20 protein-coding genes are annotated in these 23000 nt (G+C 70.5%); 14 read left to right on the top strand and 6 right to left on the bottom strand.

The window, feature by feature from the left end; translation table 11 throughout:
* Positions 1-21 precede the first annotated feature (21 nt).
* From rpoZ to ACFVM3_RS08630, 4 genes are all read left to right on the top strand, one after another.
* Positions 22-291 (top strand): DNA-directed RNA polymerase subunit omega, encoded by a 270-nt coding sequence (gene rpoZ, locus ACFVM3_RS08645; RefSeq protein ID WP_005152353.1) that lies wholly within the window; start codon positions 22-24, stop codon positions 289-291.
* Positions 284-1504 carry a bifunctional phosphopantothenoylcysteine decarboxylase/phosphopantothenate--cysteine ligase CoaBC gene (gene coaBC / locus ACFVM3_RS08640; protein WP_378436906.1) on the top strand — a complete coding sequence of 407 codons (1221 nt, stop codon included), beginning with the start codon at positions 284-286 and terminating at the stop codon, positions 1502-1504. Before rpoZ ends, coaBC begins: the two co-directional genes overlap by 8 nt.
* A 96-nt stretch (positions 1505-1600) precedes the next feature.
* The gene (gene metK, locus ACFVM3_RS08635) at positions 1601-2803 is read left to right on the top strand and encodes a methionine adenosyltransferase (protein WP_378437059.1); all 1203 of its coding nucleotides are present in this window, start codon (positions 1601-1603) and stop codon (positions 2801-2803) included.
* A 325-nt stretch (positions 2804-3128) separates the two neighbouring features.
* Positions 3129-5219: a primosomal protein N' gene (locus tag ACFVM3_RS08630; RefSeq protein ID WP_378436904.1), complete on the top strand. Its 2091-nt coding sequence runs from the start codon at positions 3129-3131 to the stop codon at positions 5217-5219.
* Positions 5220-5282: 63 nt separating this feature from the next.
* On the opposite strand, the gene ACFVM3_RS08625 is transcribed toward ACFVM3_RS08630, so the two are convergent.
* Positions 5283-6662: a hypothetical protein gene (locus tag ACFVM3_RS08625; RefSeq protein WP_378436902.1), complete on the bottom strand. Its 1380-nt coding sequence runs from the start codon at positions 6660-6662 to the stop codon at positions 5283-5285.
* Between the two features lie 97 nt (positions 6663-6759).
* On the opposite strand from ACFVM3_RS08625, the gene ggt reads away from it, so the two are divergent.
* From ggt to ACFVM3_RS08605, 4 genes are all read left to right on the top strand, one after another.
* A complete protein-coding gene (ggt, locus tag ACFVM3_RS08620) occupies positions 6760-8571 on the top strand; it encodes a gamma-glutamyltransferase (RefSeq protein ID WP_378436900.1) in 1812 nt (603 codons plus the stop codon).
* A 167-nt stretch (positions 8572-8738) separates the two neighbouring features.
* Positions 8739-9665 (top strand): methionyl-tRNA formyltransferase, encoded by a 927-nt coding sequence (fmt, locus tag ACFVM3_RS08615; protein ID WP_378436898.1) that lies wholly within the window; start codon positions 8739-8741, stop codon positions 9663-9665.
* Positions 9662-11098 carry an RsmB/NOP family class I SAM-dependent RNA methyltransferase gene (locus ACFVM3_RS08610; RefSeq protein WP_378436896.1) on the top strand — a complete coding sequence of 479 codons (1437 nt, stop codon included), beginning with the start codon at positions 9662-9664 and terminating at the stop codon, positions 11096-11098. Before fmt ends, ACFVM3_RS08610 begins: the two co-directional genes overlap by 4 nt.
* Entirely contained in the window at positions 11095-11601 is a 507-nt protein-coding gene (locus tag ACFVM3_RS08605; protein WP_378436895.1) for a flavoprotein, read from the top strand. Before ACFVM3_RS08610 ends, ACFVM3_RS08605 begins: the two co-directional genes overlap by 4 nt.
* Here ACFVM3_RS08605 and ACFVM3_RS08600 read toward each other — a convergent pair.
* From ACFVM3_RS08600 to ACFVM3_RS08590, 3 genes are all read right to left on the bottom strand, one after another.
* Complete coding sequence (locus ACFVM3_RS08600) at positions 11598-12722, bottom strand: serine hydrolase domain-containing protein (protein ID WP_378436893.1); 1125 nt, start codon at positions 12720-12722, stop codon at positions 11598-11600. The genes ACFVM3_RS08605 and ACFVM3_RS08600 overlap by 4 nt on opposite strands.
* An 88-nt stretch (positions 12723-12810) precedes the next feature.
* Entirely contained in the window at positions 12811-13470 is a 660-nt protein-coding gene (locus ACFVM3_RS08595; protein WP_378436891.1) for a response regulator, read from the bottom strand.
* Positions 13467-14702, bottom strand: coding sequence for a sensor histidine kinase (locus ACFVM3_RS08590; RefSeq protein ID WP_378436890.1), 1236 nt, complete (start codon positions 14700-14702; stop codon positions 13467-13469). Before ACFVM3_RS08590 ends, ACFVM3_RS08595 begins: the two co-directional genes overlap by 4 nt.
* Before the next feature lie 145 nt (positions 14703-14847).
* On the opposite strand from ACFVM3_RS08590, the gene rpe reads away from it, so the two are divergent.
* The 5 genes from rpe to ACFVM3_RS08565 all read left to right on the top strand — a co-directional run bounded on the left by rpe (position 14848) and on the right by ACFVM3_RS08565 (position 18544).
* Positions 14848-15516 (top strand): ribulose-phosphate 3-epimerase, encoded by a 669-nt coding sequence (gene rpe, locus ACFVM3_RS08585; RefSeq protein WP_378437057.1) that lies wholly within the window; start codon positions 14848-14850, stop codon positions 15514-15516.
* A gap of 112 nt (positions 15517-15628) precedes the next feature.
* Positions 15629-16252, top strand: coding sequence for a riboflavin synthase (locus tag ACFVM3_RS08580; RefSeq protein WP_378436888.1), 624 nt, complete (start codon positions 15629-15631; stop codon positions 16250-16252).
* 53 nt (positions 16253-16305) lie between these two features.
* Positions 16306-17580 carry a bifunctional 3,4-dihydroxy-2-butanone-4-phosphate synthase/GTP cyclohydrolase II gene (locus ACFVM3_RS08575; RefSeq protein WP_378437055.1) on the top strand — a complete coding sequence of 425 codons (1275 nt, stop codon included), beginning with the start codon at positions 16306-16308 and terminating at the stop codon, positions 17578-17580.
* Positions 17577-18083 carry a 6,7-dimethyl-8-ribityllumazine synthase gene (gene ribH / locus ACFVM3_RS08570; protein WP_378436886.1) on the top strand — a complete coding sequence of 169 codons (507 nt, stop codon included), beginning with the start codon at positions 17577-17579 and terminating at the stop codon, positions 18081-18083. The genes ACFVM3_RS08575 and ribH overlap by 4 nt, the downstream gene beginning before the upstream one ends.
* A 17-nt stretch (positions 18084-18100) precedes the next feature.
* Entirely contained in the window at positions 18101-18544 is a 444-nt protein-coding gene (locus ACFVM3_RS08565) for a PH domain-containing protein (protein ID WP_378436884.1), read from the top strand.
* Positions 18545-19132: 588 nt separating this feature from the next.
* On the opposite strand, the gene ACFVM3_RS08560 is transcribed toward ACFVM3_RS08565, so the two are convergent.
* A complete protein-coding gene (locus ACFVM3_RS08560; protein WP_378436882.1) occupies positions 19133-19912 on the bottom strand; it encodes an exodeoxyribonuclease III in 780 nt (259 codons plus the stop codon).
* Positions 19913-20008: 96 nt separating this feature from the next.
* On the bottom strand, positions 20009-20743 hold the full coding sequence (locus tag ACFVM3_RS08555; protein WP_378436880.1) for a S1 family peptidase: 735 nt from the start codon (positions 20741-20743) through the stop codon (positions 20009-20011).
* Between the two features lie 249 nt (positions 20744-20992).
* Here ACFVM3_RS08555 and uvrC point away from each other — a divergent pair, with 249 nt between their 5' ends.
* Positions 20993-22951: an excinuclease ABC subunit UvrC gene (gene uvrC / locus ACFVM3_RS08550; RefSeq protein ID WP_378436879.1), complete on the top strand. Its 1959-nt coding sequence runs from the start codon at positions 20993-20995 to the stop codon at positions 22949-22951.
* Positions 22952-23000 lie beyond the last annotated feature (49 nt).

Below are 23000 nucleotides of genomic sequence, written 5' to 3'. Positions count from 1 at the left end.
CGTAGATTCGGAGCACCACGAGTGACGACTCAGGCCACGCTGCACGAAGAGCTCGAAGGCATCACCAACCCGCCCATCGACGACCTTCTCGAGAAGGTCAGCTCGAAGTACGCGCTGGTGATCTACTCGGCCAAGCGCGCTCGCCAGATCAACGACTACTACGCCCAGCTGGGCGAGGGCCTGCTGGAGTACGTCGGCCCTCTGGTCGAGCCGGGCCCGCGGGAGAAGCCGCTGTCCATCGCCCTGCGCGAGATCCACGGCGGCCTGCTCGAGCACACCGAGGGTGAGTAAACCCCGCGTTGTTCTGGGCGTAGGCGGCGGGATCGCCGCCTACAAGGCCTGTGAGGTCCTGCGCGGGCTGACCGAATCCGGTCACGACGTCCGCGTGGTCCCCACCGAAGCCGCGCTGAACTTCGTCGGCGCGGCCACCTTCGAGGCGCTGTCCGGGAACCCGGTGCACACCGGCGTGTTCACCGAAGTGCCCGAGGTGCAGCACGTCCGCGTCGGCAAGGAAGCCGATCTGGTGATCGTCGTGCCCGCCACGGCGAACCTGCTCGCCAAGGCCGCGCACGGCATCGCGGACGACCTGCTGACCAACACCCTGCTCACCGCCCGGTGCCCGGTCGCCTTCTTCCCGGCGATGCACACCGAGATGTGGGAGCACCCGGCCACCCGCGACAACGTGGCGCTGCTGCGCTCGCGCGGCCTGGTCGTCGCCGAACCCGCCGCGGGCAGGCTGACCGGCAAGGACACCGGCAAGGGACGGCTCGCCGACCCCGCCGAGATCGTCGACCTCGCCCGGCTCCTGCTCGCCGTGCCGAAGGCGCTCCCGCGCGACCTCGAAGGCGTGCGCGTGGCCATCTCGGCCGGCGGCACCCGTGAACCGCTGGACCCGGTCCGGTATCTGGGCAACCGTTCGTCGGGCAAGCAGGGCTACGCGCTGGCCAGGGTCGCCGCCCAGCGCGGCGCCGACGTCACGCTGGTCGCCGCGCACACCATCGCGCTGCCGGAGCCCGCGGGTGCGAAGGTCGTCCACGTGTCGACCGCCGAGGAGCTGCGCCAGGCGATGCACGCCGAGGCCGCCACCGCCGACGTCGTGGTGATGGCCGCGGCCGTCGCCGATTTCCGGCCGTCGAACCGGGCGGACCACAAGATCAAGAAGTCCGACGACTCGCCGGACCCGGTGGTCGAGCTCGCGCGCAACGCGGACATCCTGGCCGAACTGGTGCGAAACCGGACAAACGGCCAGGTGGTCGTGGGTTTCGCCGCCGAGACCGGGGACGACAAGGGCGGCGTCCTCGATCACGCCAGGGTCAAACTGAAGCGCAAGGGCGCGGACCTGCTGGTGGTGAACGCCGTCGGTGAGGGGAAGGCCTTCGGGACCGAGGACAACTCCGGCTGGCTGCTGGGGGCGGACGGCACCGAAATCCCGATCCCTCTCGGCGCCAAGGCTGAACTGGCGTCCACATTGTGGGATGCTGTTGTGACCTTGATGAAGCGTTGAGAGCCCCCCAAGCGATTGTCAGTAGGCTTGATTGCAAGCTGAGGGGTGCCTAACTTACTGGGCATCAGACGTCTAGGTGAGGGAGTGACGGCCACCGTGAGCGCGTCCACGAGCAGACTGTTCACGTCGGAATCGGTGACCGAAGGTCATCCCGACAAAATTTGCGATGCCATCAGCGACTCGATCCTGGACGGTCTGCTGGCTAAAGACCCGCGAAGCCGGGTCGCGGTCGAAACCCTCATCACCACCGGGCAGGTGCACGTCGCCGGCGAGGTGACCACCGAGGCCTACGCGGACATCCCGACCATCGTCCGCGACGTGATCCTGAAGATCGGCTACGACTCTTCGGCCAAGGGCTTCGACGGCAACTCCTGCGGCGTCAACGTCGCGATCGGCTCCCAGTCGCCCGACATCGCGCAGGGTGTCGACACGGCGTACGAGTCCCGCGTCGAGTCCGACGACGACGAGATCAATCGTCAGGGCGCGGGCGACCAGGGCCTGATGTTCGGTTACGCCTGCTCGGACACCCCCGAGCTGATGCCGCTGCCGATCGCGCTGGCGCACCGGCTCTCGCAGCGGCTGACCAGGGTCCGCAAGGACGGCGTGCTGCCGTACCTGCGCCCCGACGGCAAGACCCAGGTCACCATCGAGTACGCCGGCGACCAGCCGGTGCGGCTCGACACGGTGGTCGTGTCCACCCAGCACGCCGACGGCATCGACCTCGAGCAGATGCTCGGCGTCGACGTCCGCGAGCACGTGGTCGCCCCGGAGATCGCCGAGCTCGGGCTCGACACCTCCAACGTGCGGCTGCTGGTCAACCCGACCGGCCGCTTCGTCATCGGCGGCCCGATGGGTGACGCCGGCCTGACCGGCCGCAAGATCATCGTCGACACCTACGGCGGCATGGCCCGTCACGGTGGCGGCGCGTTCTCCGGCAAGGACCCCTCCAAGGTGGACCGCTCGGCCGCGTACGCGATGCGCTGGGTGGCGAAGAACGTCATCGCCGCCGGGCTCGCCTCGCGTGCCGAGGTGCAGGTGGCGTACGCGATCGGCAAGGCGGCCCCGGTGGGTCTCTTCGTCGAGACCTTCGGCACCGAGACGGTCGACCCGTCGAAGATCCAGGCCGCCATCCAGGAGGTCTTCGACCTGCGTCCGGCCGCGATCATCCGCGACCTCGACCTGCTTCGCCCGATCTACGCGCCGACGGCCGCGTACGGCCACTTCGGCCGTCCCGAGCTGGATCTCCCGTGGGAGAGCACGGCGCGGGCCGCGGACCTGAAGTCGGCCGCGGGCGCCTAGCCGCCTGGTTCCGTCCGTGAAGGCCTCCTTGAGGGCCCCAGAGCCAGAGTCCCTCAAGGAGGCCTTCTCTACGTCTGCGGCAGTACATGAAGGGGTCCTTCACAGCGCTAGGCGCAAGGAAGGGGGCCTTCATGTACTTGGGAAGGTGTGAAGGTCGAGTTTCTCCGGCTGAGCCGTGTGAAGGGGTCCTTCACGGAACTCCGCGGCGAGACGTGCCCAACTCGCGTGCAATGAAAGGTCCTTTCCTTGCGAAATTTGCTAGGAAAGGACCTTTCATTGCACGCGGTGACGGGCGGTGGCGACCGAGTCTGGTAGAGATCACCGGGTGAGCAGCAGTCCCGAACCGACCCCGCTGTGGGACCTTCCGGCGCCGAAAGCCGAGCCGTCGCGGAAGGCCAAACCGGCGCGCGCGAAGATGGCCAGCCGCCGCGGCGCGCAGAACCCCGCGCCCGAGAACCCGGTCGCGCGGATCGTCGTGGACATCCCGCTCACGCACCTCGACCGGACCTTCGACTACCGGATCCCCGAGAAGCTGCACGAAGCCGCCGTACCCGGCTGCCGGGTCCGTGTCCGGTTCGCGGGACAGCTCGTCGACGGGTACCTCGTCGAACGCGCCGACACCACGGAGTTCACCGGGAAGCTCGCGTACATCGACCGGGTGACCTCCAGCGAGCCGGTGCTGCCTCCGGCGCTGCTGACACTCTGCCGGTCCGTCGCGGACCGGTACGGCGGCACGCTCAGCGACGTCCTGCGGCTCGCGATCCCGTCCCGGCACGCGAAGGTCGAGGCCGAACCGCCCGCCGAACCCGCGCCGGTGCCGGAGCCGCCCGAAACCACCGCCTGGGAGAAGTACCAGAGCGGTCCGGCGTTCCTGGAGGCCGTCGCGGAACGGCGTCCGGCCAACGCCGTCTGGCAGGCGCTGCCGGGCGAGGACTGGCCTCGCCGCCTCGCCGAAGCGGCCGCCGTCGCGGCCGCGGCCGGACGCGGGGTCGTCATGGTCGTTCCCGACCACCGCGACCTGACGCGACTCCACGACGCGTGTGTTTCCTTGCTGGGCGCCGATTCCGTGGTCGCGCTGATCGCGGGGCTGGGGCCGGCCGAGCGCTATCGCCGGTGGCTCGCGGTGCTGCGCGGCGCGGTGCGCGTCGTCGTCGGCACGCGCGCGGCGATGTTCGCGCCGGTCGCCGATCCTGGCCTGTTCGTGGTGTGGGACGACGGCGACGACGTCCACCTCGACCAGCACGCGCCGTACCCTCACGTCCGCGACGTGCTGATGGATCGCGCGCACGCCGCGAAGGGCTCCATGCTCGTCGCCGGGTTCGCCCGGACCGCCGAGGCGCAGTTCCTGGTGGAATCGGGCTGGGCGCAGCCCCTCGTGGCGGCACGCCCCGAACTGCGGGCGGCCGCGCCGCGGGTCACGCCGGTCGGTGAGGACTTCGACGTCGCCCGGGACGAAGCGGCCAAGGCCGCGCGGCTCCCGTCGGTCGCCTTCGAGGCGGCGCGGCAGTCGTTGGCCGGCGGATTCCCGGTCCTGGTGCAGGTTCCGCGTCGCGGTTACGTCCCGGGGCTCGCTTGTGGCAACTGCCGGACGTCGGCGCATTGCCGTCGTTGCGCCGGCCCGTTGTCCTTGCCCGGCGGGCTGATCGACGGCTCGCCGAGGCCGCCCGCGTGCCGGTGGTGCGGTGTCCCCGAGACGAACTTCCATTGCGCCGCTTGCGGTTCCGTCCGGCTGCGGGCGGTCGTCGTCGGCTCGAAGCGGACCGCGGAGGAACTGGGCCGCGCGTTCTCCGGGTTCCCCGTGCGGACATCGGGTGCGTCGGAGGTTTTGGCGTCCGTGCCCGGAAAACCGGCGCTGGTGGTGTGCACGCCGGGAGCCGAGCCGGTCGCGGAAGGGGGCTACGGCGCGGCGCTGCTGCTCGACGGTTGGGCGCTGCTCGGACGGCAGGACCTGCGAGCGGGGGAGGAGACCCTGCGCCGCTGGATGGCGGCCGCGGCGCTGGTGCGGCCGGGGACCGAGGGCGGCCGGGTGTTCGTCGGCGCGGAAGCGGGCTTGTCGGTCGTGCAGGCTCTGGTGCGCTGGGATCCGGGCTGGCACGCGAGCATGGAACTGGCCGAGCGGCGCGAACTCGGGTTTCCGCCCGCGATGCGGATGGCGAGTATCGAGGGCACGCCGGACGCGGTCGCCGGACTGCTCGACGACCTCGCCCTCCCGGAGACCGGTGAGGTGCTGGGCCCGGTGCCGCTCGGCGAGGTCGACGAGGACGGCAACGCCGAACGCGAACGGGCACTGGTGCGCGTCGCGCGTCCGGACGGGAAGGCGCTCGCCGCCGCGATCCACGCGGCCGCCGCCCGCCGGGACGCGCGCAAGGCCTCGGAGCCCATCCGGATCCAGCTGGACCCCCTGGAGCTCATCTGACCCCCGCATTTCGTCCTCTGGATGCGGTGCAAGGACCGCATTCAGAGGACGAAATGCCTGGTGTCAGAGTGTCGTGCCGGGGGTGGCGAGGACGTCGGCGCGGGCCGAAGAGCCCGGAGCGGGCGTAGCGGGCTTCGTGGCCGAGCCGCCCAGAGCGGCGGTCAGCAGGGTGACGATCTGCGACGAGATCGCCGCCCGCCGCGCTTCGAAGTCGGCGTCGGTCAGCGCCGAAGGATCGGCGGGCGTGCCGAGGACGGGCGTGTGCAGATGCCCACCCGCGATCCCGTCCAGGCCGAGGCCGGTCCGAAGCCGGTTACTTCTGAACATGGACTCGTTGCTCAAATAGTTGCCGCCGCCACCGGAAGCGGCGATCTCACCGGGCTTGGGCGCGTCCGTCCGGCACACGGCGGTGCCCATCCCCGGCTTCGTGCTGTCCGGCCAGACGCAGAACGCCTGGTTGTACAGCACCTGGTACGCCCCGGCGGGCGCGGCGAGCATCCTTTCGTACGGCAGCGTGGTTTCGATGAACTGGACGTCCGGCTGCGGCCAGCCGTCGGCGGGCGGGACCGGGCCGCGGACCGGCTCGTCGAGGTTGTCCGGCGAGCCACCGCGCCACGCGCCGGCCCAGCGTTCGATGTCGAAGCGGCCGGGGCGGCCCTGGCTGATCGTCATGATCAGCTCCGGTCGGCGGAAGCGGTCCGTGAACGCCTGGCCGTAGGCCGCCTCGACGATGCCGGCGTCGAAGTAGCTCCACACCACCGGGAACGAAACGGCCTGCACCCGCGCGGGCCCGGCCGGGGTCTGGATCACCTTGCCGTCGAGGTGCAGCGCGGCCGCGCCCGACGGGTTCGCGATGCGGACGCCTGCGCCGTTGAGGGTGAAAGGGTCGAAGCCGCTCACCAGTACGCGTCGCAGCTTCTGGCCGGACGGGAAACGGGCGTCGTCGAGTCCACGGGCGCCGAAGTCGAACGTCTTCAGCAGCTCCGCGCGGGCGGGCGCGGACAGCGGGAAGCGCGGCGTCCACTGCCGCAGCGCCTTGCTCATCTGCAGACGCGCCCAGTACAGCGGCCGGTCGTCGGCCTTGTCGATGCTGCCGAGATCGGGACGGCGGCCCTGCGCGCGGTCGACGGCGGTCCGCCAGAGCCCGTCACCGGCGGTCTCGGCGAGCTTCCCGGCGCGCAAAGCGGTCTTCGTCGCGCACAGGCGGTCCGTGAAGTCGGAGACGAGCTTGTCGAATCCGGCGAGCCGGACGAGCTCCGGACCGACCGCCGGCCCACCCGAAGGCAGGGTCGCGGTGAGCCGCTTCTCCTCGACGGTGATCGCGGCGGAGGCGTCGAAGCAGGCACGCGCCTCTTCGGCCTGCGCGAGGCCGGGGACAGCGAGGACGGGGAGTGCGATGAGCAGCGGGAGGAGCGCGCTCCACCGCCTGCCGGGTGTCTTCATGGGCCGCATTCTTCTCACCGATGCCCGCCGGCACTACCGACGTTCGCAGGTCCGGCCGGGTCTTGTCCGAGGTGGACAGGCGGGGCAGACTCGCGCCATGGCCGCGCACAGAAGCACTCTGGGACGCATCACCGCAGTCACCGCGATCGCCGCACTGGTCGGCACCGCCGCGCCGGGCACCGCGGCCGCGGCACCACCGACACCCAAGTCGCCGACCGCCGTCGGCTATCTGGGCGCGGTGTCGAGTATCGACGCGGACGCGACCGCGATCGGCACGAAGATCCTGCGTGAGGGCGGCAACGCCGTCGACGCCGCCGTCGCGACGGCCGCCGCGCTCGGCGTCACCGACCCGTTCTCCGCCGGGTTCGGCGGTGGCGGCTTCTTCGTCTACTACGACGCGCGCACCGGCAAGGTGCACACCCTCGACGGCCGCGAGACCGCGCCGTCGACGGCGAACGAGAACCTCTTCGTCGAGAACGGGAAGGCGATCCCGTTCCCCGAAGCGGTGACCAGCGGGTTGGGCGTCGGCGTGCCCGGCACACCCGCCACCTGGGACGAAGCCCTCCGCAAATGGGGGACCAGGTCGCTGGCGAAGGCGGTCAAGCCCGCCGAAGAGCTCGCCCGCAAGGGCTTCACCGTCGACCAGACCTTCACCACCCAGATCGCGAACAACGCCGCCCGCTTCTCGGCGTTCCCGTCGACCAGATCGCTGTATCTGCCCGGCGGCGCGCCGCCCGCGGTCGGCTCGACGTTCAAGAACCCGGACCTCGCGGGCACGTACGCGCAGCTTGCGGCGAAGGGCACCGACGTGCTCTACCGCGGCCCGATCGGCGCGGACGTCGTCGACACCGTCCGGAAGCCGCCGGTGGACCCCGCCTCGACGCTTAAGGTGCGCCCCGGTGACATGACGGCGGCCGACCTCGCGAAGTACCGCGTCGTCGAGCGGAAGCCGACCAAGACGAAGTACCGCGGCCTCGACGTCTACGGCATGCCCGCGCCGTCGTCCGGTGGGCTGACCGTCGGCGAAGCGCTGAACATCCTCGAGAACACGAAGCTCTCCAAGCTGGAGAAGGCCGACTACCTGCACTACTTCCTGGAGTCGACGCGGTACGCCTTCGCCGACCGCAACCGGTGGATCGGTGACCCGGCCTTCGTCGACGTCCCGGCGAAGGAACTGATCAGCCAGAAGTTCGCCGACAGCCGCGCGTGCCTGATCGACCCCGCGAAGGCCGGGACGAGCCCGGTCGCGCCCGCCGACCCGCGCAAGCCCACGCCGTGCGTGGCGGGGACGAACCCCGCGCCGACGCCGTACGAGGGCGAGAACACCACGCACCTCACGGTCGCCGACCGGTGGGGCAACGTCGTCGCGTACACGCTGACCATCGAGCAGGAGGGCGGCAGCGGCATCGTCGTGCCGGGCCGCGGATTCCTGCTCAACAACGAACTGACCGACTTCTCCTTCACCCCGGTGACGCCGGGCGTGCCCGACCCGAACCTGCCGGGCCCGGCCAAGCGGCCGCGTTCGTCGATGGCGCCGACCATCGTGCTCGACCACGGCAAGCCGTTCCTCGCGGTCGGCTCGCCCGGTGGCGCGTCGATCATCACCACGGTGCTGCAGATCCTCACCGGCCGAATCGACCGCGGCCTGAAGCTCGTCGACGCGATCGCCGAACCGCGCGCCTCGCAGCGGAACTCGGCGGCCGCGCAGGTCGAGCAGGCGTTCCTGGACCAGACCGAGGTGCTCAAGGCGCTGAAGGCCAAGGGGCAGGGCTTCTCGACGGCGCCCGCGGAGATCGGGGCGGCGACCGGGGTCGAACGGCTGCGGGACGGCCGGTGGCTCGCCGCCGCCGAACCCACGCGCCGGGGTGGCGGCTCGGCGGCCGTCGTGCTGCCCTGGCCACCTCGGTAGCCCCGCATCTCAAGCGGTGAAGGGCGCTTTCCCCACATGACATGCGGGGAAAGCGTCCTTCAGCCCCCACGAGTGGAGCGAGCGCGCCGGGGTGGTGAGCTCCTTCTAGACTGAGCGGCGATGTTCGCCCAGTCAGAGGTACCCGTCCCCCCGGTGGAGGTGCGTTGATGCGCCTCGTCTTCGCCGGCACCCCCGAACCCGCCGTCCCGTCGCTGCGCGCGCTCCTCGCGTCCGAGCGGCACGAGGTCGTCGCCGTCGTGACCCGCCCGGACGCGCAGGCAGGCCGCGGCCGCCGCCTCGTCCGGTCCCCGATCGGCGCGCTGGCCGACGAGCACGGGATCGAGGTGCTGACCCCGCCGAAGGCGAGTGACCCCGCGTTCCTCGCCCGGCTCGCGGAGATCGCGCCCGACGCGTGCCCGGTGGTCGCGTACGGGGCGTTGCTGCCCCAGGCCGCGCTGGACATCCCGGCGCACGGCTGGGTCAACCTGCACTTCTCGCTGCTGCCCGCGTGGCGTGGCGCCGCGCCGGTCCAGGCCGCGATCCGCGCCGGGGACGAGATCACCGGCGCCTCGACCTTCCGCATCGTCAAGGAACTCGACGCGGGACCGGTCTTCGGCGTGGTCACCGAGCAGATCACCGGCACCGACACCGCCGGGGAGCTGCTCGCCAGGCTGGCGGAGTCCGGGGCGAAGCTGCTCGTGTCCACGATGGACGGAATCGCCGACGGAACGTTGCGCGCGGTGGAGCAGACCGGCGACGGAGTGACCTACGCGCCCAAGGTGACCGTCGAGGACGCGCGCGTGTCGTTCGCCGACCCGGCCACCGCGGTCGACCGGCAGATCCGCGCGGTCACGCCGGAACCCGGCGCGTGGGCGGAGTTCCGGGGCGAGCGGCTGAAGCTCGGCCCGGTGACGGTCGTCGACGAGCCGGGGCCCCCGCCCGGCGAACTGGTCGTGGAGCGCAAGCGGGTCCTGGTCGGCACGGCGTCGAAGCCGGTGCGGCTGGGCGAGGTGCAGGCGCAGGGGAAGAAGCGGATGGCGGCCACCGACTGGGCGCGCGGTACGAGGATCGAACAAGGAGAGCGCCTGCAGTGAACGAGCGTAGGGAACGCCGGCCGTCGAGGCCGGATCGCGGCCGTCCCGGCCAGCGTAAAGAGGGGCCGAGCCGCCCGCCGCAGATCGACCCGGCTCGTCAGGTCGCCTTCGACGTCCTGCGCGCGGTCCGTGAGGACGACGCGTACGCGAACCTGGTGCTGCCGCAACTGCTGCGCACCCGCCGGATCTCCGGTCGTGACGCGGCGCTGGCCACCGAACTGACCTACGGCACCTGCCGCGCGGTCGGCATGCTGGACGCCGTCATCGAGGCCTGCCTCGACCGGCCGCTGGCCAAGGTGGACGCCATCGTGCTGGACGGGCTGCGGCTCGGCGCGTACCAGCTGCTGCGCACCCGCATCCCCCAGCACGCCGCCGTCGGGTCCACTGTGGACCTCGTCCGCGCCGAAGTCGGTTCCTGGATCGCGGGTTTCGTGAACGCCGTGCTGCGCTCGGTGTCCGAAAAGGACGAAGAGACCTGGCTGAACGAGCTGGCGCCCGACGAGGCCGTCGATCCGATCGGGGCTTACGCCCTGCGGACGGCGCATCCGCGCTGGGTAGCCCGGTCGTTCGCGGAAGCCTTGGGGGACAAGGGGCCCGAGCTGAAGGCGGCCCTGGAGGCCGACGACGACCGCCCCGACGTCCACCTGGTCGCCCGGCCCGGCGAGATCAGCGCCGACGAACTGGCCGCGATCACCGGCGGCGACGTCGCGCCCTACTCGCCCTACGGTGTCCGGATGCCCGCGGGCTCCGGTGACCCCGGCGATATCGAGCCGATCAAGGAAAAGCTGGCCGCCGTGCAGGACGAGGGCAGCCAGCTGTGCGCCGTCGCCGTCACGAAGGTCCCGCTCACCGGCACTGACGAGCGCTGGCTGGACCTGTGCGCCGGCCCCGGCGGCAAGGCCGCGCTGCTCGGCGCGCTGGCGGCGATCAGCGGCGCGACCGTCGACGCCGTCGAGAAGGCGCCGCACCGCGCGAAGCTGATCGAGAACGCCGTCCAGGGCCTGCCGGTGACGGTCCACGTCGCCGACGGCCGTGAGACCGGCCTCACGCCGGGCTACGACCGCGTCCTGGTCGACGCGCCGTGCAGCGGTCTCGGCTCGCTGCGGCGCCGCCCGGAGGCGCGCTGGCGCCGTCAGCCCAGCGACATCTCGGACCTGACGAAACTGCAGGGCCAGCTGATCACCGCGGCGCTGGACCTCGTCCGGCCCGGCGGCGTCGTCACCTATGTCGTCTGTTCGCCGCACCTGGCCGAGACCGAAGGCGTCGTGGGGGAGACCGCGCGCCGCGCCGGTGCCGAGATCGTCGACGCGCGGGAGTTCTTTCCGGACGTCCCGCAGCTCGGCAACGGTCCGTACGTCCAGTTGTGGCCGCATCGCCACGGCACGGACGCGATGTTCTGCGCCGTCCTGCGGAAGCCGGACTCCGCCGGGTGAGCAGGGTCCTCGGCCTGGTCGCGAGCTCGTGCGGCGGACTGGACACCCGGTTCGCCGCGCAGCTCGCGAAACCGGCCGCGGACCGCGGCTGGGAACTCGCGATCACGCTGACCCCCACCGCGGCCCGCTGGCTCGAGGAGACCGGCGGGCTCGGTGACCTGGAGAAGTGCACCGAGCTGCCGGTCCGCAGTACCTCCCGGCTGCCGGGCGAACCCCGGCCGCATCCGGATCCCGAGGTGTTCCTCTTCGCCCCCGCGTCCGCGAACTCCGTGGCGAAACTGGCGCTGGGCATCGCCGACAACCAGGCGCTGACCCTGCTCGGCGACGTCCTCGGCACGCCGGGGATCACGATCGTGCTGGGCTACCAGATCCAGGACACGCGGATCCACCATCCGGCGTGGCGGCGCCATCTCGACACGCTCGCGTCGGCCGGGGTCACCACCGCGAGGCTCAGCCCGGAGGCCTCGTGGACCTCCGTGCTGGACCTGCTTCCGGCGGTCTAGCGGGCGCAGAACCCGGTGTCCAGCGCCTTGGTGAGGTCGTCCGCGACCTTGGGCGGCGCGGGGTTCAGGTTCACCACGACGTTCACCCGCCTGCCGTGCGGGACGGCGCCCGACAGGTTCGCGTAGCCGACGATGTTCCCGCCGTGCCCCCAGAACGTGCCGCCGCACGACAGCGGGACGGACGCGATGCCGAGACCGTACTCCGCGCCGGGGAGCCCGACGGGCGCCGGAACGGTGCGCTGCATCTCCGCCAGTTCCGCGCGCCGCAGGAGGCGGCCGTCGACGAGCGCGCCATAGAACCGGTTCAGGTCCGCGCCGGTCGAGATCAGCCCGCCGGAGGCCCCGGCGGCCGACGGATCGAATTCGGTGTAGTCGGTGAGGCCGGCGGGACCCGGCGCGTAGCCCCTGGCGTGCGGGTACGGCAGGCCTTCGTCGCCACGCGACGGCAGGGAGGTGTCGCGCAGGCCGAGCGGCTGGGAGATCCTGCTGCGGATTTCGGTGGCGACGGACCGACCGGTGAGCGTCTCGATCAGCATCCCGGCGATGATGTAGTTCGTGTTGGAGTACGACCAGTTCGTACCGGGCGCGAACAACGGCGGATGCGCGAGGCCGATCGCCACCAGCTCTTCGGGTTCGGCGCCGCGGTGCCGCCATTCCTCGAGGTCGAGGTCCCGGAGGTAGTTGTAGATCCCGCTGGTGTGCTGGAGCAGCTGCCGCACGGTGATCTTCGTGCCGTCGTTGCCGTTCCCCTTGACGAGCCCGGGCAGGTATCGGTCGATCGGCGTGTCCAGCCGGACCTTTCCTTCGGCGACCAGTTGCAGCACCACGACGGCGACGAACGTCTTGGTGATACTGGCCGCCCGGAACTTCGAGCCGTGCGGGAACGGCGCCCCGGTCTCGACGTTCCCGACGCCTTCGCGCTCCGACCACGTCCGCCCGGACGGGGTCGTCACCGTCGCCTGCGCGCCGGGGACTCCGTCCTGTACCAGCGTCTTCAGCGCTTTGTCGACGTCGTGCCGGTCTCCGGTCGCGGCGAGCGCCGGGGTGGCCGTCGTCGCGGCGAGCAGCGCGACCAGGGAACCGGCGGCGATGATCTTCTTGCCTGGCAAGGATTTTCGCATGGATGCCACGCTAGGGACGCCCGGCCGCGGTGGCCATGGGGCAGTCCCCATACCGGACCGGGGGTCTGCCCTACCTGCCCGTGAAGGCTCAGCGCAGGCTGTGCCCCGGTGCGACGATGCCGGTCTCGTAGGCGAACACCACCGCCTGGCTGCGGTTGGCCGCTCCCAGCTTCCCGAAGATGTTGCCCACATGGGTCTTGACGGTTTCGAGGCTGATCACCAGCTCGGCCGCTATGTCCACATTGGACATGCCGGTGGCGATGAGCCGCAGCACCTCGGTCTCCCGTTTCGTCAGCGAGGACGGCCGGGGAGCGAGGCCGGACGGCGCCGGTCGCGCGGTGACCATCCGGCGGATCGCGTCGGGGAAGAGCAGTGTCTCCCCGGCGGCGATGGTCCGGATGGCGTGCGCGAACTCTTCCTTGCGGGCCCGCTTCAGCAGGAATCCGCTCGCGCCGGCGAGCAGCGCGTCGTAGACGTAGTCGTCGTTGTCGAACGTCGTGATCACGAGGACCTTCGGCGGTTCGGGGATTTCGGCCAGTACCCGCCGGGTCGCCTCGATCCCGTCCACTCCTGGCATCCGCACGTCCATCAGGACCACGTCGGGACGCGTCCGCCGCACCAGATCGACCACTTCGCCGCCGTCACCGGCCTCTCCGGCAACGGTCAGATCGGGCTGGTTGTCCAGCAGCGAGCGCAAACCGGCGCGCAGCAAGGGTTCGTCGTCGACGATCAGGACCCGCAGTGTCATGAGCGCGACCGTAGCGGGATCGTGGTCACCAGCCGCCACAGCGGTTCCCCGTCGACGGCGGGCCCCGCGACGAGTTCGCCGCGCAGCGCTTCGACACGTTCGGTGAGCCCCGGCAGTCCGTTGCCGCCGCGGCCGGACGGGACCGCGTGCTCCACGAGCGGGTTCACGATCTCGATCCGCACCGCGTCGGCGAGTACCGCGACCCGCACGGTCACCGGGCCGGGGTGGGCGTGCCTCAGCGCGTTCGTCAGTCCTTCTTGGACGATCCGGTACGCCTCCCGCGACAGGGTCGCGGGAAGTTCCGCGGCGGGCCCGGTCAGCTCGTAGTCGATCACCGCGCCACCCGCGCGAGCCCGTTCGGCCAGTGTGCCGGCCTCGATCAGCCGTCGTTCGGGTTCGCGGGAGGAGCGGTCGTCCCGCAGCAGGCCCAGTACGTGGTCGAGGTCTTCGAGCGCCGCACGGGACGACTCCTCGATGGTGCCCAGTGCCCGGCGTACCAGGTTCGGTTCGGAATCGACCAGTTCGGCGGCCGCGGCGGCCTGGATGGTCGACGTCGTCAGCGTGTGGCCGATGGAGTCGTGCAGTTCGCGGGCCAGCCGGTTGCGCTGTTCGAAGTGGTTCGCCCGGACTTCGGCCGCGGCTACGCGTTCGGCGGCCGAGGGGCCCAGCAGCGTGACGGCGCTGTACTGGAACAGTTTGGTAAAGCCGGCGAGGACGTACGCGATCACGACGAGTGTGAAGAACCCGATCGGCAGGGTCCACGCTCCGGCGACGCCGGGTTGGATCGTCACCTCTTGACCGAAGATCGCGATGGGACTGCCGCCACCTCCCGCCCACACCAGGGTCAGGACGAACCCCAGGAACAGGAAGCAGCCGAGGCCGAACAGCACCCAGCCGAGCGCGGTGTGCGCGAGCAGCCAGGCGGCCGAGCGCCGGCGTTCCGCCCAGGCAACCTTCGTGTTCGGCGGGGGCTGCGCGATCCGGGTGCCCAGCATCTGGTTGGAGAACCAGATACCGACCCGCCGCATCGGCCCAGGCAAGCCGGCCAGCGCGACCAGCACGCCCATGGCGAGTACGCCGTAGACCGCCTTCGCCCGCACGTCGCCCGGGATGAGGACGGCGGGGACGAGCGCGATCGGGAACGGGATCGCGGTGATCGCCATGCCGAGGAAACCGAACGGCAGGCTGCGGTAACTGCCGATCCGGACCAGGGGCTTGAGTGGGTTGACCATGACCGGAACGCTATTCGGCGGCGCGTGCGCGCACCTCCCACTGCGGTGCCATTTCGCGTCATACTCCAGACCGGGTCGCCGGTCACAGCCGGTTAGCGGGCGTTAGCGGCGCCCTCTTACACTCGGGCGCGTGGCTCACCGACCTTTGATCGCACCCAGCATCCTCTCCGCGGACTTCGCCCGGCTCGGCGACGAGATCCGCGCCGTCGCGGGGGAGGGGGAGACCCGCGCGGACTGGGTCCACGTCGACGTCATGGACGCGCATTTCGTGCCGAACCTGACTCTGGGCCTGCCTGTGGTGAAGTCGCTGCTCAAGGCCACCGACGTGCCGATCGACTGCCACCTGATGATCGAGAACCCCGACAAGTGGGCCATCGGGTACGCCGAGGCGGGCGCCTACAACGTCACCGTGCACGTCGAGGCCGCGCACGACCCGATCGCGCTGGCGAAGAACCTGCGCGCCGCCGGGGCGAAGGCCGGTCTGTCGATCAAGCCGAACACGCCGATCGAGGACCACCTCGAGACCCTCAAGCACTACGACACGCTTCTGGTGATGTCGGTCGAGCCCGGGTTCGGCGGTCAGTCGTTCATCGAGGGCGTCCTCGACAAGGTGCGCACCGCGCGGCGCCTGGTCGACACCGGCCACCTCAAGCTCGTCGTCGAGATCGACGGCGGGATCAACGCCGACACCATCGAGCGGGCCGCCGAAGCCGGTGTGGACTGCTTCGTCGCCGGTTCCGCCGTCTACGGCGCCGAAGACCCTGGTAAGGCGGTCGCGGCGCTGCGCGAGCAGGCGGCCCGCGTCCGCAGCTGAGCCCGCCTCTTGATCCGCCGTCGGGTCAGGAGAAGGAATCGGTCCCGATGGGTGTTGGATGTGGGGAGCACCGTTTCCATCGACGGTGCGAGCCAGGAGGAGGGCAGCAGGAGTGTTCACCGGCATTGTCGAGGAACTCGGCGAGGTCACCGCGGTCGAGCAGGTCCCGAACGCCGCGAGACTGACCGTTCGGGGGCCGCTGGTGACCAGCGACGCCGGGCACGGCGACTCCATCGCGGTGAGTGGCGTGTGCCTCACCGTGGTCGCGGTGACGGGCGGTGAGTTTACCGTCGATGTCGTGCACGAGACCCTGCAACGCTCCAGCCTCGCGAAGGTGCACGTCGGTGACGTGGTCAACCTCGAACGCGCGACGCCGGCGGGCGGCAGGCTCGGCGGGCACATCATGCAGGGCCATGTCGACGGCACCGGCGTCTTCCTCAAACGCGACGAGCAGGGACTCACCACGTTCGCGCTGCCGAAGAAGCTGTCCCGGTATGTGGTCGAGAAGGGTTCGATCGCGGTCGACGGCGTCTCTCTCACGGTCGCTTCGGTGACCGACGAGGAGTTCTCCGTCGCCCTGATCCCGACCACTCTCGACCTCACCACGCTCGGCCGGAACACCCCGGGCGACCTGGTGAACCTCGAGGTCGACGTGGTCGCCAAATACGTCGAAAAGCTGGCCATGCCGCACCTGCGCGCGCAGGGGGACAATGGCGGTACGGAGGAGCGGGCGTGAGCGAGACGAGTGCGATTCCGGGGTCGGCCGAACTGACCCCCTGTGGAAGCGGGGTGGCCGTGAACGCCGATGCCATCGAGGCGGCCATCGCCGACATCAAGGCGGGCCGTCCGGTCGTCGTGGTGGACGACGAGGACCGCGAGAACGAGGGCGACCTGATCTTCGCGGCGGAGAAGGCCACGCCCGAACTGATGGCCTTCATGGTGCGCTATACCTCGGGTTACGTCTGCGTGGCGCTGACCGAGGCCGAGGCGGACCGCCTCGATCTGCCGCCGATGTACCACACGAACCAGGACCAGCGCGGCACCGCGTACAGCGTCACGGTCGACGCCGCCGAGGGCATCACCACCGGTATCTCCGCGGCCGACCGGTCGCATACCGTCCGGCTGCTCGCCGACCCCGTGTCCAAGGCGTCGGATTTCCGGCGGCCCGGCCACGTGGTCCCGCTGCGCGCCAAGCAGGGCGGCGTCCTGCGGCGCCCAGGGCACACCGAAGCCGCCGTCGACCTGGCCCGGCTCGCCGGGCTCTCGCCGTCCGGCGTGCTCTGCGAGATCGTTTCGCAGAAGGACGAGGGCGACATGGCCCGCCGCGACGAGCTAGAGGTCTTCGCCGCGGACCACGACCTCAAGATGATCACCATCGCCGACCTGATCGCGTACCGGCGGCGCACCGAGAAGCAGGTCGAGCGGGTGGCCGAGGCGCGTATCCCGCTGTCCGCCGGCACGTTCCGGGCGGTCGGCTACGACAGCCTGCTCGACGGGATCGAGCACATCGCGTTCGTCTACGGCGAGATCGGCGACGGCGAGGACATCCTGGTCCGCGTGCACTCCGAGTGCCTGACCGGTGACGTCTTCGGCTCGCTGCGCTGCGACTGCGGCCCGCAGCTGGAGGCCGCGCTGGAAGCGGTCGCCAAGGAAGGGCGGGGGATCGTGCTCTACATCCGCGGTCACGAAGGCCGCGGCATCGGGCTGCTGCACAAACTGCAGGCCTACCAGCTACAGGACGCCGGCGCGGACACCGTCGACGCGAACCTGCAGCTCGGCGTCCCCGCCGACGCGCGGGACTACGGCACCGGCGCGCAGATCCTGTGCGACCTCGGCGTCCGCTCGATGCGGCTGCTGACGAACAACCCGGCCAAACGCGTCGGGTTGGAGGGCTACGGCCTGCGGGTGAGCGGGCGGGTGTCGCTGCCGATCTCGCCGAACCCGGAGAACCTGCGCTACCTCAAGACCAAACGGGACCGGATGGGGCACGACCTGTCCCAGCTGGAGCATTTCGACCAGGTCGGCGCCGAGGTCGACCAGGGCAACGGAGGTGGCACGCGGTGAGCGGCGAGGGCCGTCCGGAGGTCGAACTCGACCTGTCCGACTGTAAGAACATCCGGCTCGGGATCGTGGCCACGCGTTGGCACACGAAGATCACGAGCGCGCTGCTGGAACGCGCCATCGAGGCGGCCAAGGCGGCCGACCTGGAGGAAGAGCCGACGGTCGTGCGCGTCGCGGGCGCCGTCGAGCTGCCCGTCGCGGCGCAGGCGCTGGCCCGCACGCACGACGCGGTCGTCGCGCTGGGCGTGGTCATCCGGGGCGGGACGCCGCATTTCGAGTACGTCTGCGACGCGGTCACCGCGGGCCTGACCAGGGTCGCGCTCGACGAGAGCACCCCGGTCGGCAACGGCGTCCTCACCTGCGACACCGAGCAGCAAGCCCTCGACCGGTCGGGGCTGCCCGGCTCCGTCGAGGACAAAGGCTACGAAGCGACGGTCGCCGCGCTGGACGCCGCGCACGCGCTGCGGAACCTGCGCCAGCCGTGGACCGAGCGGGGATTCGTGTGAGCGTCGAGGCGGATGTGATGACGGAGTCCGAGGTCGTGGTGGTGCGGCCCCGCCGTGCTCTGGTGATGTGCTCGGTGCTGGCGGTGATCATGCTGGCGACGTTCGTGGTCGTCGCGGTCCTGCTGCGCGGCTCGGACACCGGCGTGATCTTCCAGCCGTCCGACCAGGCGGCGATGATCGGCATCGGGGTCCTGCTCGCCGCGGGCACGATGCTGTTCGCGACCGCGCGCGTGAAGGCCGACGCCGACGGCATCGAGGTCCGGAACGTGCTGATGACCAAGAAGTTCGCGTGGAACGAGGTGCTCTCGGTGAGCTTCCCGGACGGGGCCTCGTGGGCGCGGCTGGAGCTGCCGGACGACGAGTACTACTCGGTCATGGCGGTGCAGGCGGTGGACAGGGAACGCGCGGTGGCCGCGGTACGGGCGTTGCGGAAGCTGCACAAGGCGGCCTGGGAAGGCTGACCGCGCTCTCTTGACTGCAATGAAGGGGCCTCTTTCATCGCGTTCGGGGCCCTCGCATACCGCGGGCGGCCAGGGACGCCGGAACGTGGTGGGTCGGGGTGGTCGTGAGTGGCGATTCTGGTTAGAGCCAGCCGTGTCTCAGCTACCTGCTGCCGATGTGCCGGTGGCGTTTTCGCGTGACTGGATGGACGACACACGTGTTGGGATGGACGACTCGCGTGTTCAGGCGGACGACTCGCGGTGGGACCGGGCCGCGCGTCGTGTCGTCCATCCAGTCACGCGTGTCGTCCGCCGGATCACGCGTGTCGTCCGGTCGATCACGGGAAATCGGCGGTGCTGGACCTCGTGAGTGGTGAGGACGGTTAGAACCCGAATCGCCACTCACGACCACCCCGACCCCAGGACCAGAGGCCGCCGTCAAGGTCACTAGTCCGTGAAGGCCTCCTTGAGGGACTCTGGGGCCCTCAACGAGCCTTCACGGACGTGGGTGACCGCAACGTCGCGGGCGGCTGCCATGAACGGTCCTTTCCTTGCGAAATTTGCCAGGAAAGGACCGTTCATGGCGTTCGGGGCGCACCCGCCCGCCGCTCAAAGCGAAAGGTCCACCACGATCGGCGCGTGGTCCGAGGGCCCCTTCCCCTTCCGTGCCTCACGGTCCACATAGGAATCCGTCACCGCGCCGGCCACGGCGGCGTCGGCGTACACGAGGTCGATCCGCATTCCCTTGTTGTTCGGGAAGTTCCCCGCCCGGTAGTCCCAGTACGTGAACGGGTGGTCGTACTTCAGCGGCCGCGGGAACACGTCCGACAGCCCGAGGTCGCGCAGTGCGGCGAGCGCCTTCCGCTCCGGCTCGGTCACGTGCGTCGATTCGGCGAACACGCCGATGTCCCACACGTCCGCGTCGGTCGGCGCGATGTTGAAGTCGCCGAGCACCGCGAACGGCAGCCCGCGCGCCTGCTCCTCCCGCACGGTCGCCTCCAGCGCCGAAAGCCAGGCGAGTTTGTAGCCGTAGTGCGGGTTCTCCAGGTCACGCCCATTCGGCACGTACACCGACCACAGCCGTAGCCCGCCGCAGGTGGCGCCGATGGCCCGCGCGTCGGCCTTGTCCTCGAAGGTCGGCTCGCCGGTCAAGCCCCGTGTCACGTCTTCCAGACCGACGCGCGACACGATCGCGACGCCGTTCCAGCGTCCGATGCCGTACGCGGCCGTCTCATAGCCCAGTTCCTTCACGGCGTCGAAGGGGAAGGCGTCGGTACCGCATTTGAGTTCCTGCAGGCACAGCACGTCCGGCTGTACCGAGCCGAGCCAGTCCAGCACCCTCGGCAGCCGGGGCCCGATCGAGTTCACGTTCCAGGTCGCGATCCGCATGCCCGCGAGCGTCCCACACCCCACCGACACGATGACGTGAAAGGGCCCCTGCCGCGGCGGGTCACGTCGCGACAGGGGCCCCGGCCGGGGTGGAGGTCAGACCCCGGTGGTCGAGCGGATCCAGGAGCGGGCCGAAGCGACGCTGCCGTAGTTGTTGGTGCCGCGGATGTTCGAGCCGCTCTGGTTCTGCACGGTCGATGCGACGCCGACCTGGACGCCGTTGTAGACCTGGGGGCCGCCCGAGTCGCCCTTCCACGCCGAACCGTTGATGCCGACGCTCTGGATGGCCGGGCCGCCGTAGGCGTCGCGCGAGCTGCCGGTGACGCGGACGTCGGCCACCTTCAGCGCCGAGGCGGGCGGGCCGGTCGGGGTCTCGCGGCCCCAGCCGTAGAGCTGGTTGGTGCTGCCGACGGGCGGATTCGAGCTGGTCAGGCTGATCGGCGTGACACCGGCGTCGGAGGCCAGGTGCAGCAACGAGATGTCGGCGCCGTTCGGCGAGGACACCTTGCGGTCGACGGCGATCTCGCGGCCGCCCTGGAGCTGGTTGCTGCCGACGCGGACCCGCATGCCGCTGCCGTCGGAGTCGAGGCAGTGCTTGGCGGTCAGGACCCAGCGCTGGGCGATGACGCTGCCGGAGCAGTTGAACCCGTCCCACTGGCGGCCAGGGGTGTTGACGTAGATCTGGGCGCCCCAGCTCACGGTGGGGGCGGTGCCGCCGCCCACGATGTTGGGCTGGACACCGGTGGGGGTGGCCGCCGAGGCGACGCCGGCGGTCATGGTGAGGGCTGCGGCGGCGAGGGTGGCGGCGCCCAGCGTACGAAGACGGCTCACGGTGCAGGAGTCCTTTCGAGCGTCATCTGACGAAGAACCGAGTGAAGTGGAACTGGGACGGAAAGTAATCAACCGATTCACTCGCCAGGAACCAACGAACGTCGGTTCCGGCGGAAGACCCGACTTAGGTCGGTATACGTAGTGAAATACGGACCGGATCGTGGGAACGGCCACTCGAAGGGTTGACGGGAGCGCGGCTAAGGACGGGGCCTCGTCGGACTGTCGGTGGTGCCCCATAGGCTTGGCGGCGTGGCTGACCCGACCACCTACCGTCCCTCGCCGGGGAGCATCCCGGACGCCCCTGGCGTGTACAAATTTCGTGACGCCACGAAGAGGGTCATCTACGTCGGCAAGGCGAAAAGCCTTCGCAGCAGGCTGAACTCGTACTTCGCGGACATCACGGGCCTGCATCCGCGCACCCGCCAGATGGTGACGACGGCGGCGAGCGTCGAGTGGACCGTGGTGAGCACCGAGGTCGAGGCGCTCCAGCTGGAGTACAACTGGATCAAGGAGTTCGACCCGCGGTTCAACGTCCGTTACCGTGACGACAAGAGCTATCCGGTCCTCGCCGTCACCATGAACGAGGAGTTCCCGCGCCTGCACGTCTATCGCGGCGCGCGCAAGAAGGGCGTGCGGTATTTCGGTCCGTACGCGCACGCCTGGGCCATCCGCGAAACGCTCGACCTGCTGCTCCGGGTCTTCCCAGCGCGCACCTGCTCGGCGGGCGTCTTCAAACGGCACGGCCAGATCGGCAGGCCCTGCCTTCTCGGCTACATCGGCAAATGTTCCGCGCCGTGCGTCGGCAAGGTCTCCGCCGACGAACACCGTGCGATCGTCGAAGACTTCTGTGACTTCCTCGCCGGCCGCACCGACGCGCTGATCCGCCGCCTGGAACAGGAAATGGCGGCCGCGTCCGAAGAGCTGGAGTTCGAGCGCGCGGCCCGGCTGCGCGACGACCTCGGCGCGTTGCGGCGCGCGATGGAGAAGCAGGCCGTGGTGCTCGGCGACGGCACGGACGCGGACGTCGTGGCCTTCGCCCACGACGATCTCGAAGCCGCCGTCCAGGTCTTCCACGTGCGCGGCGGCCGGGTCCGTGGCCAGCGCGGATGGGTGATCGACAAGGCCGAGGAGATGGGCGTCCAGGAACTCGTCGACCACTTCATCACCCAGTTCTACGGTGAACAGGCCGAACGCGCGGACGATCCCGACGGCGGCCCGCCGGTGCCGCGCGAGGTCCTCGTCCCCGAACTGCCCGCCGACGCGGAGGCGCTCGGGGAGTGGCTTTCCGGGCTGCGCGGGTCGAGGGTGAGCCTGCGGGTCCCGCAGCGCGGCGACAAACGCGCCCTCGCGGAGACCGTGACGCGCAACGCCGGAGAGGCGTTCACCCAGCACAAACTGCGCCGCGCGGGAGATCTCACCGCGCGCTCGGCCGCGCTGGCGGAACTGCAGGACTACCTGGCGCTGGAAACCGCGCCGCTGCGCATCGAATGCGTCGACATCAGCCATATCCAGGGCAGTGACGTGGTGGCGTCGCTCGTGGTGTTCGAGGACGGGATCCCGCGCAAGTCCGAGTACCGGCGCTTCGCGCTGCGCGAAGCCGCGGAGGAAGGGGACGTCGCGTCGATCGCCGAGGTCGTCCGCCGCCGTTTTTCCCGCTACCTCAAGGAAAATGCCGAGGGTGCCGAGGTCGATCCGGACCGTCCGGGCATCGACCCGGAGACCGGTAAACCGCGCAAGTTCGCCTACGCGCCGAACCTGCTCGTCGTCGACGGCGCGGGCCCGCAGGCCACCGCGGCCGCGGACGTCCTTTCCGAACTGGGCGTCACCGACGTCGCCGTGGTCGGCCTGGCGAAGCGGCTGGAGGAGGTGTGGCTCCCGGGCGATCCGGATCCGGTGATCCTGCCGCGCACCTCCGACGCGCTGTATCTGTTGCAGCGGTTGCGTGACGAGGCGCACCGCTTCGCCATCCGGTACCACCGGGAGAAGCGGTCCAAACGGATGCAGGTGTCCGCATTGGACGGTGTGCCCGGGCTGGGGCAGGCTCGCCGTACCGCGCTGATCAAGCATTTCGGCTCGGTGAAGAAACTCCGCGAAGCGCGGATAGAGGAGATCGAGGCGGTGCCCGGCTTCGGCAGGCGCACCGCCGAAGCGGTCGTCGCGGCACTCGCAGGGGAGCAGCCGCAGGCGGCGGGGGAGTCCAGTACGTGACCGGTGAAGGGACCATCGTGAGTGCGCAAGAAGAAGGCCGCGGTTCGGG

Origin of the sequence: Amycolatopsis sp. NPDC057786 (genome assembly GCF_042797905.1) — a bacterium.
In the GTDB taxonomy this organism is placed as follows: Bacteria; Actinomycetota; Actinomycetes; order Mycobacteriales; family Pseudonocardiaceae; genus Amycolatopsis.
This window is presented reverse-complemented; position numbering and strand designations above follow the sequence as displayed.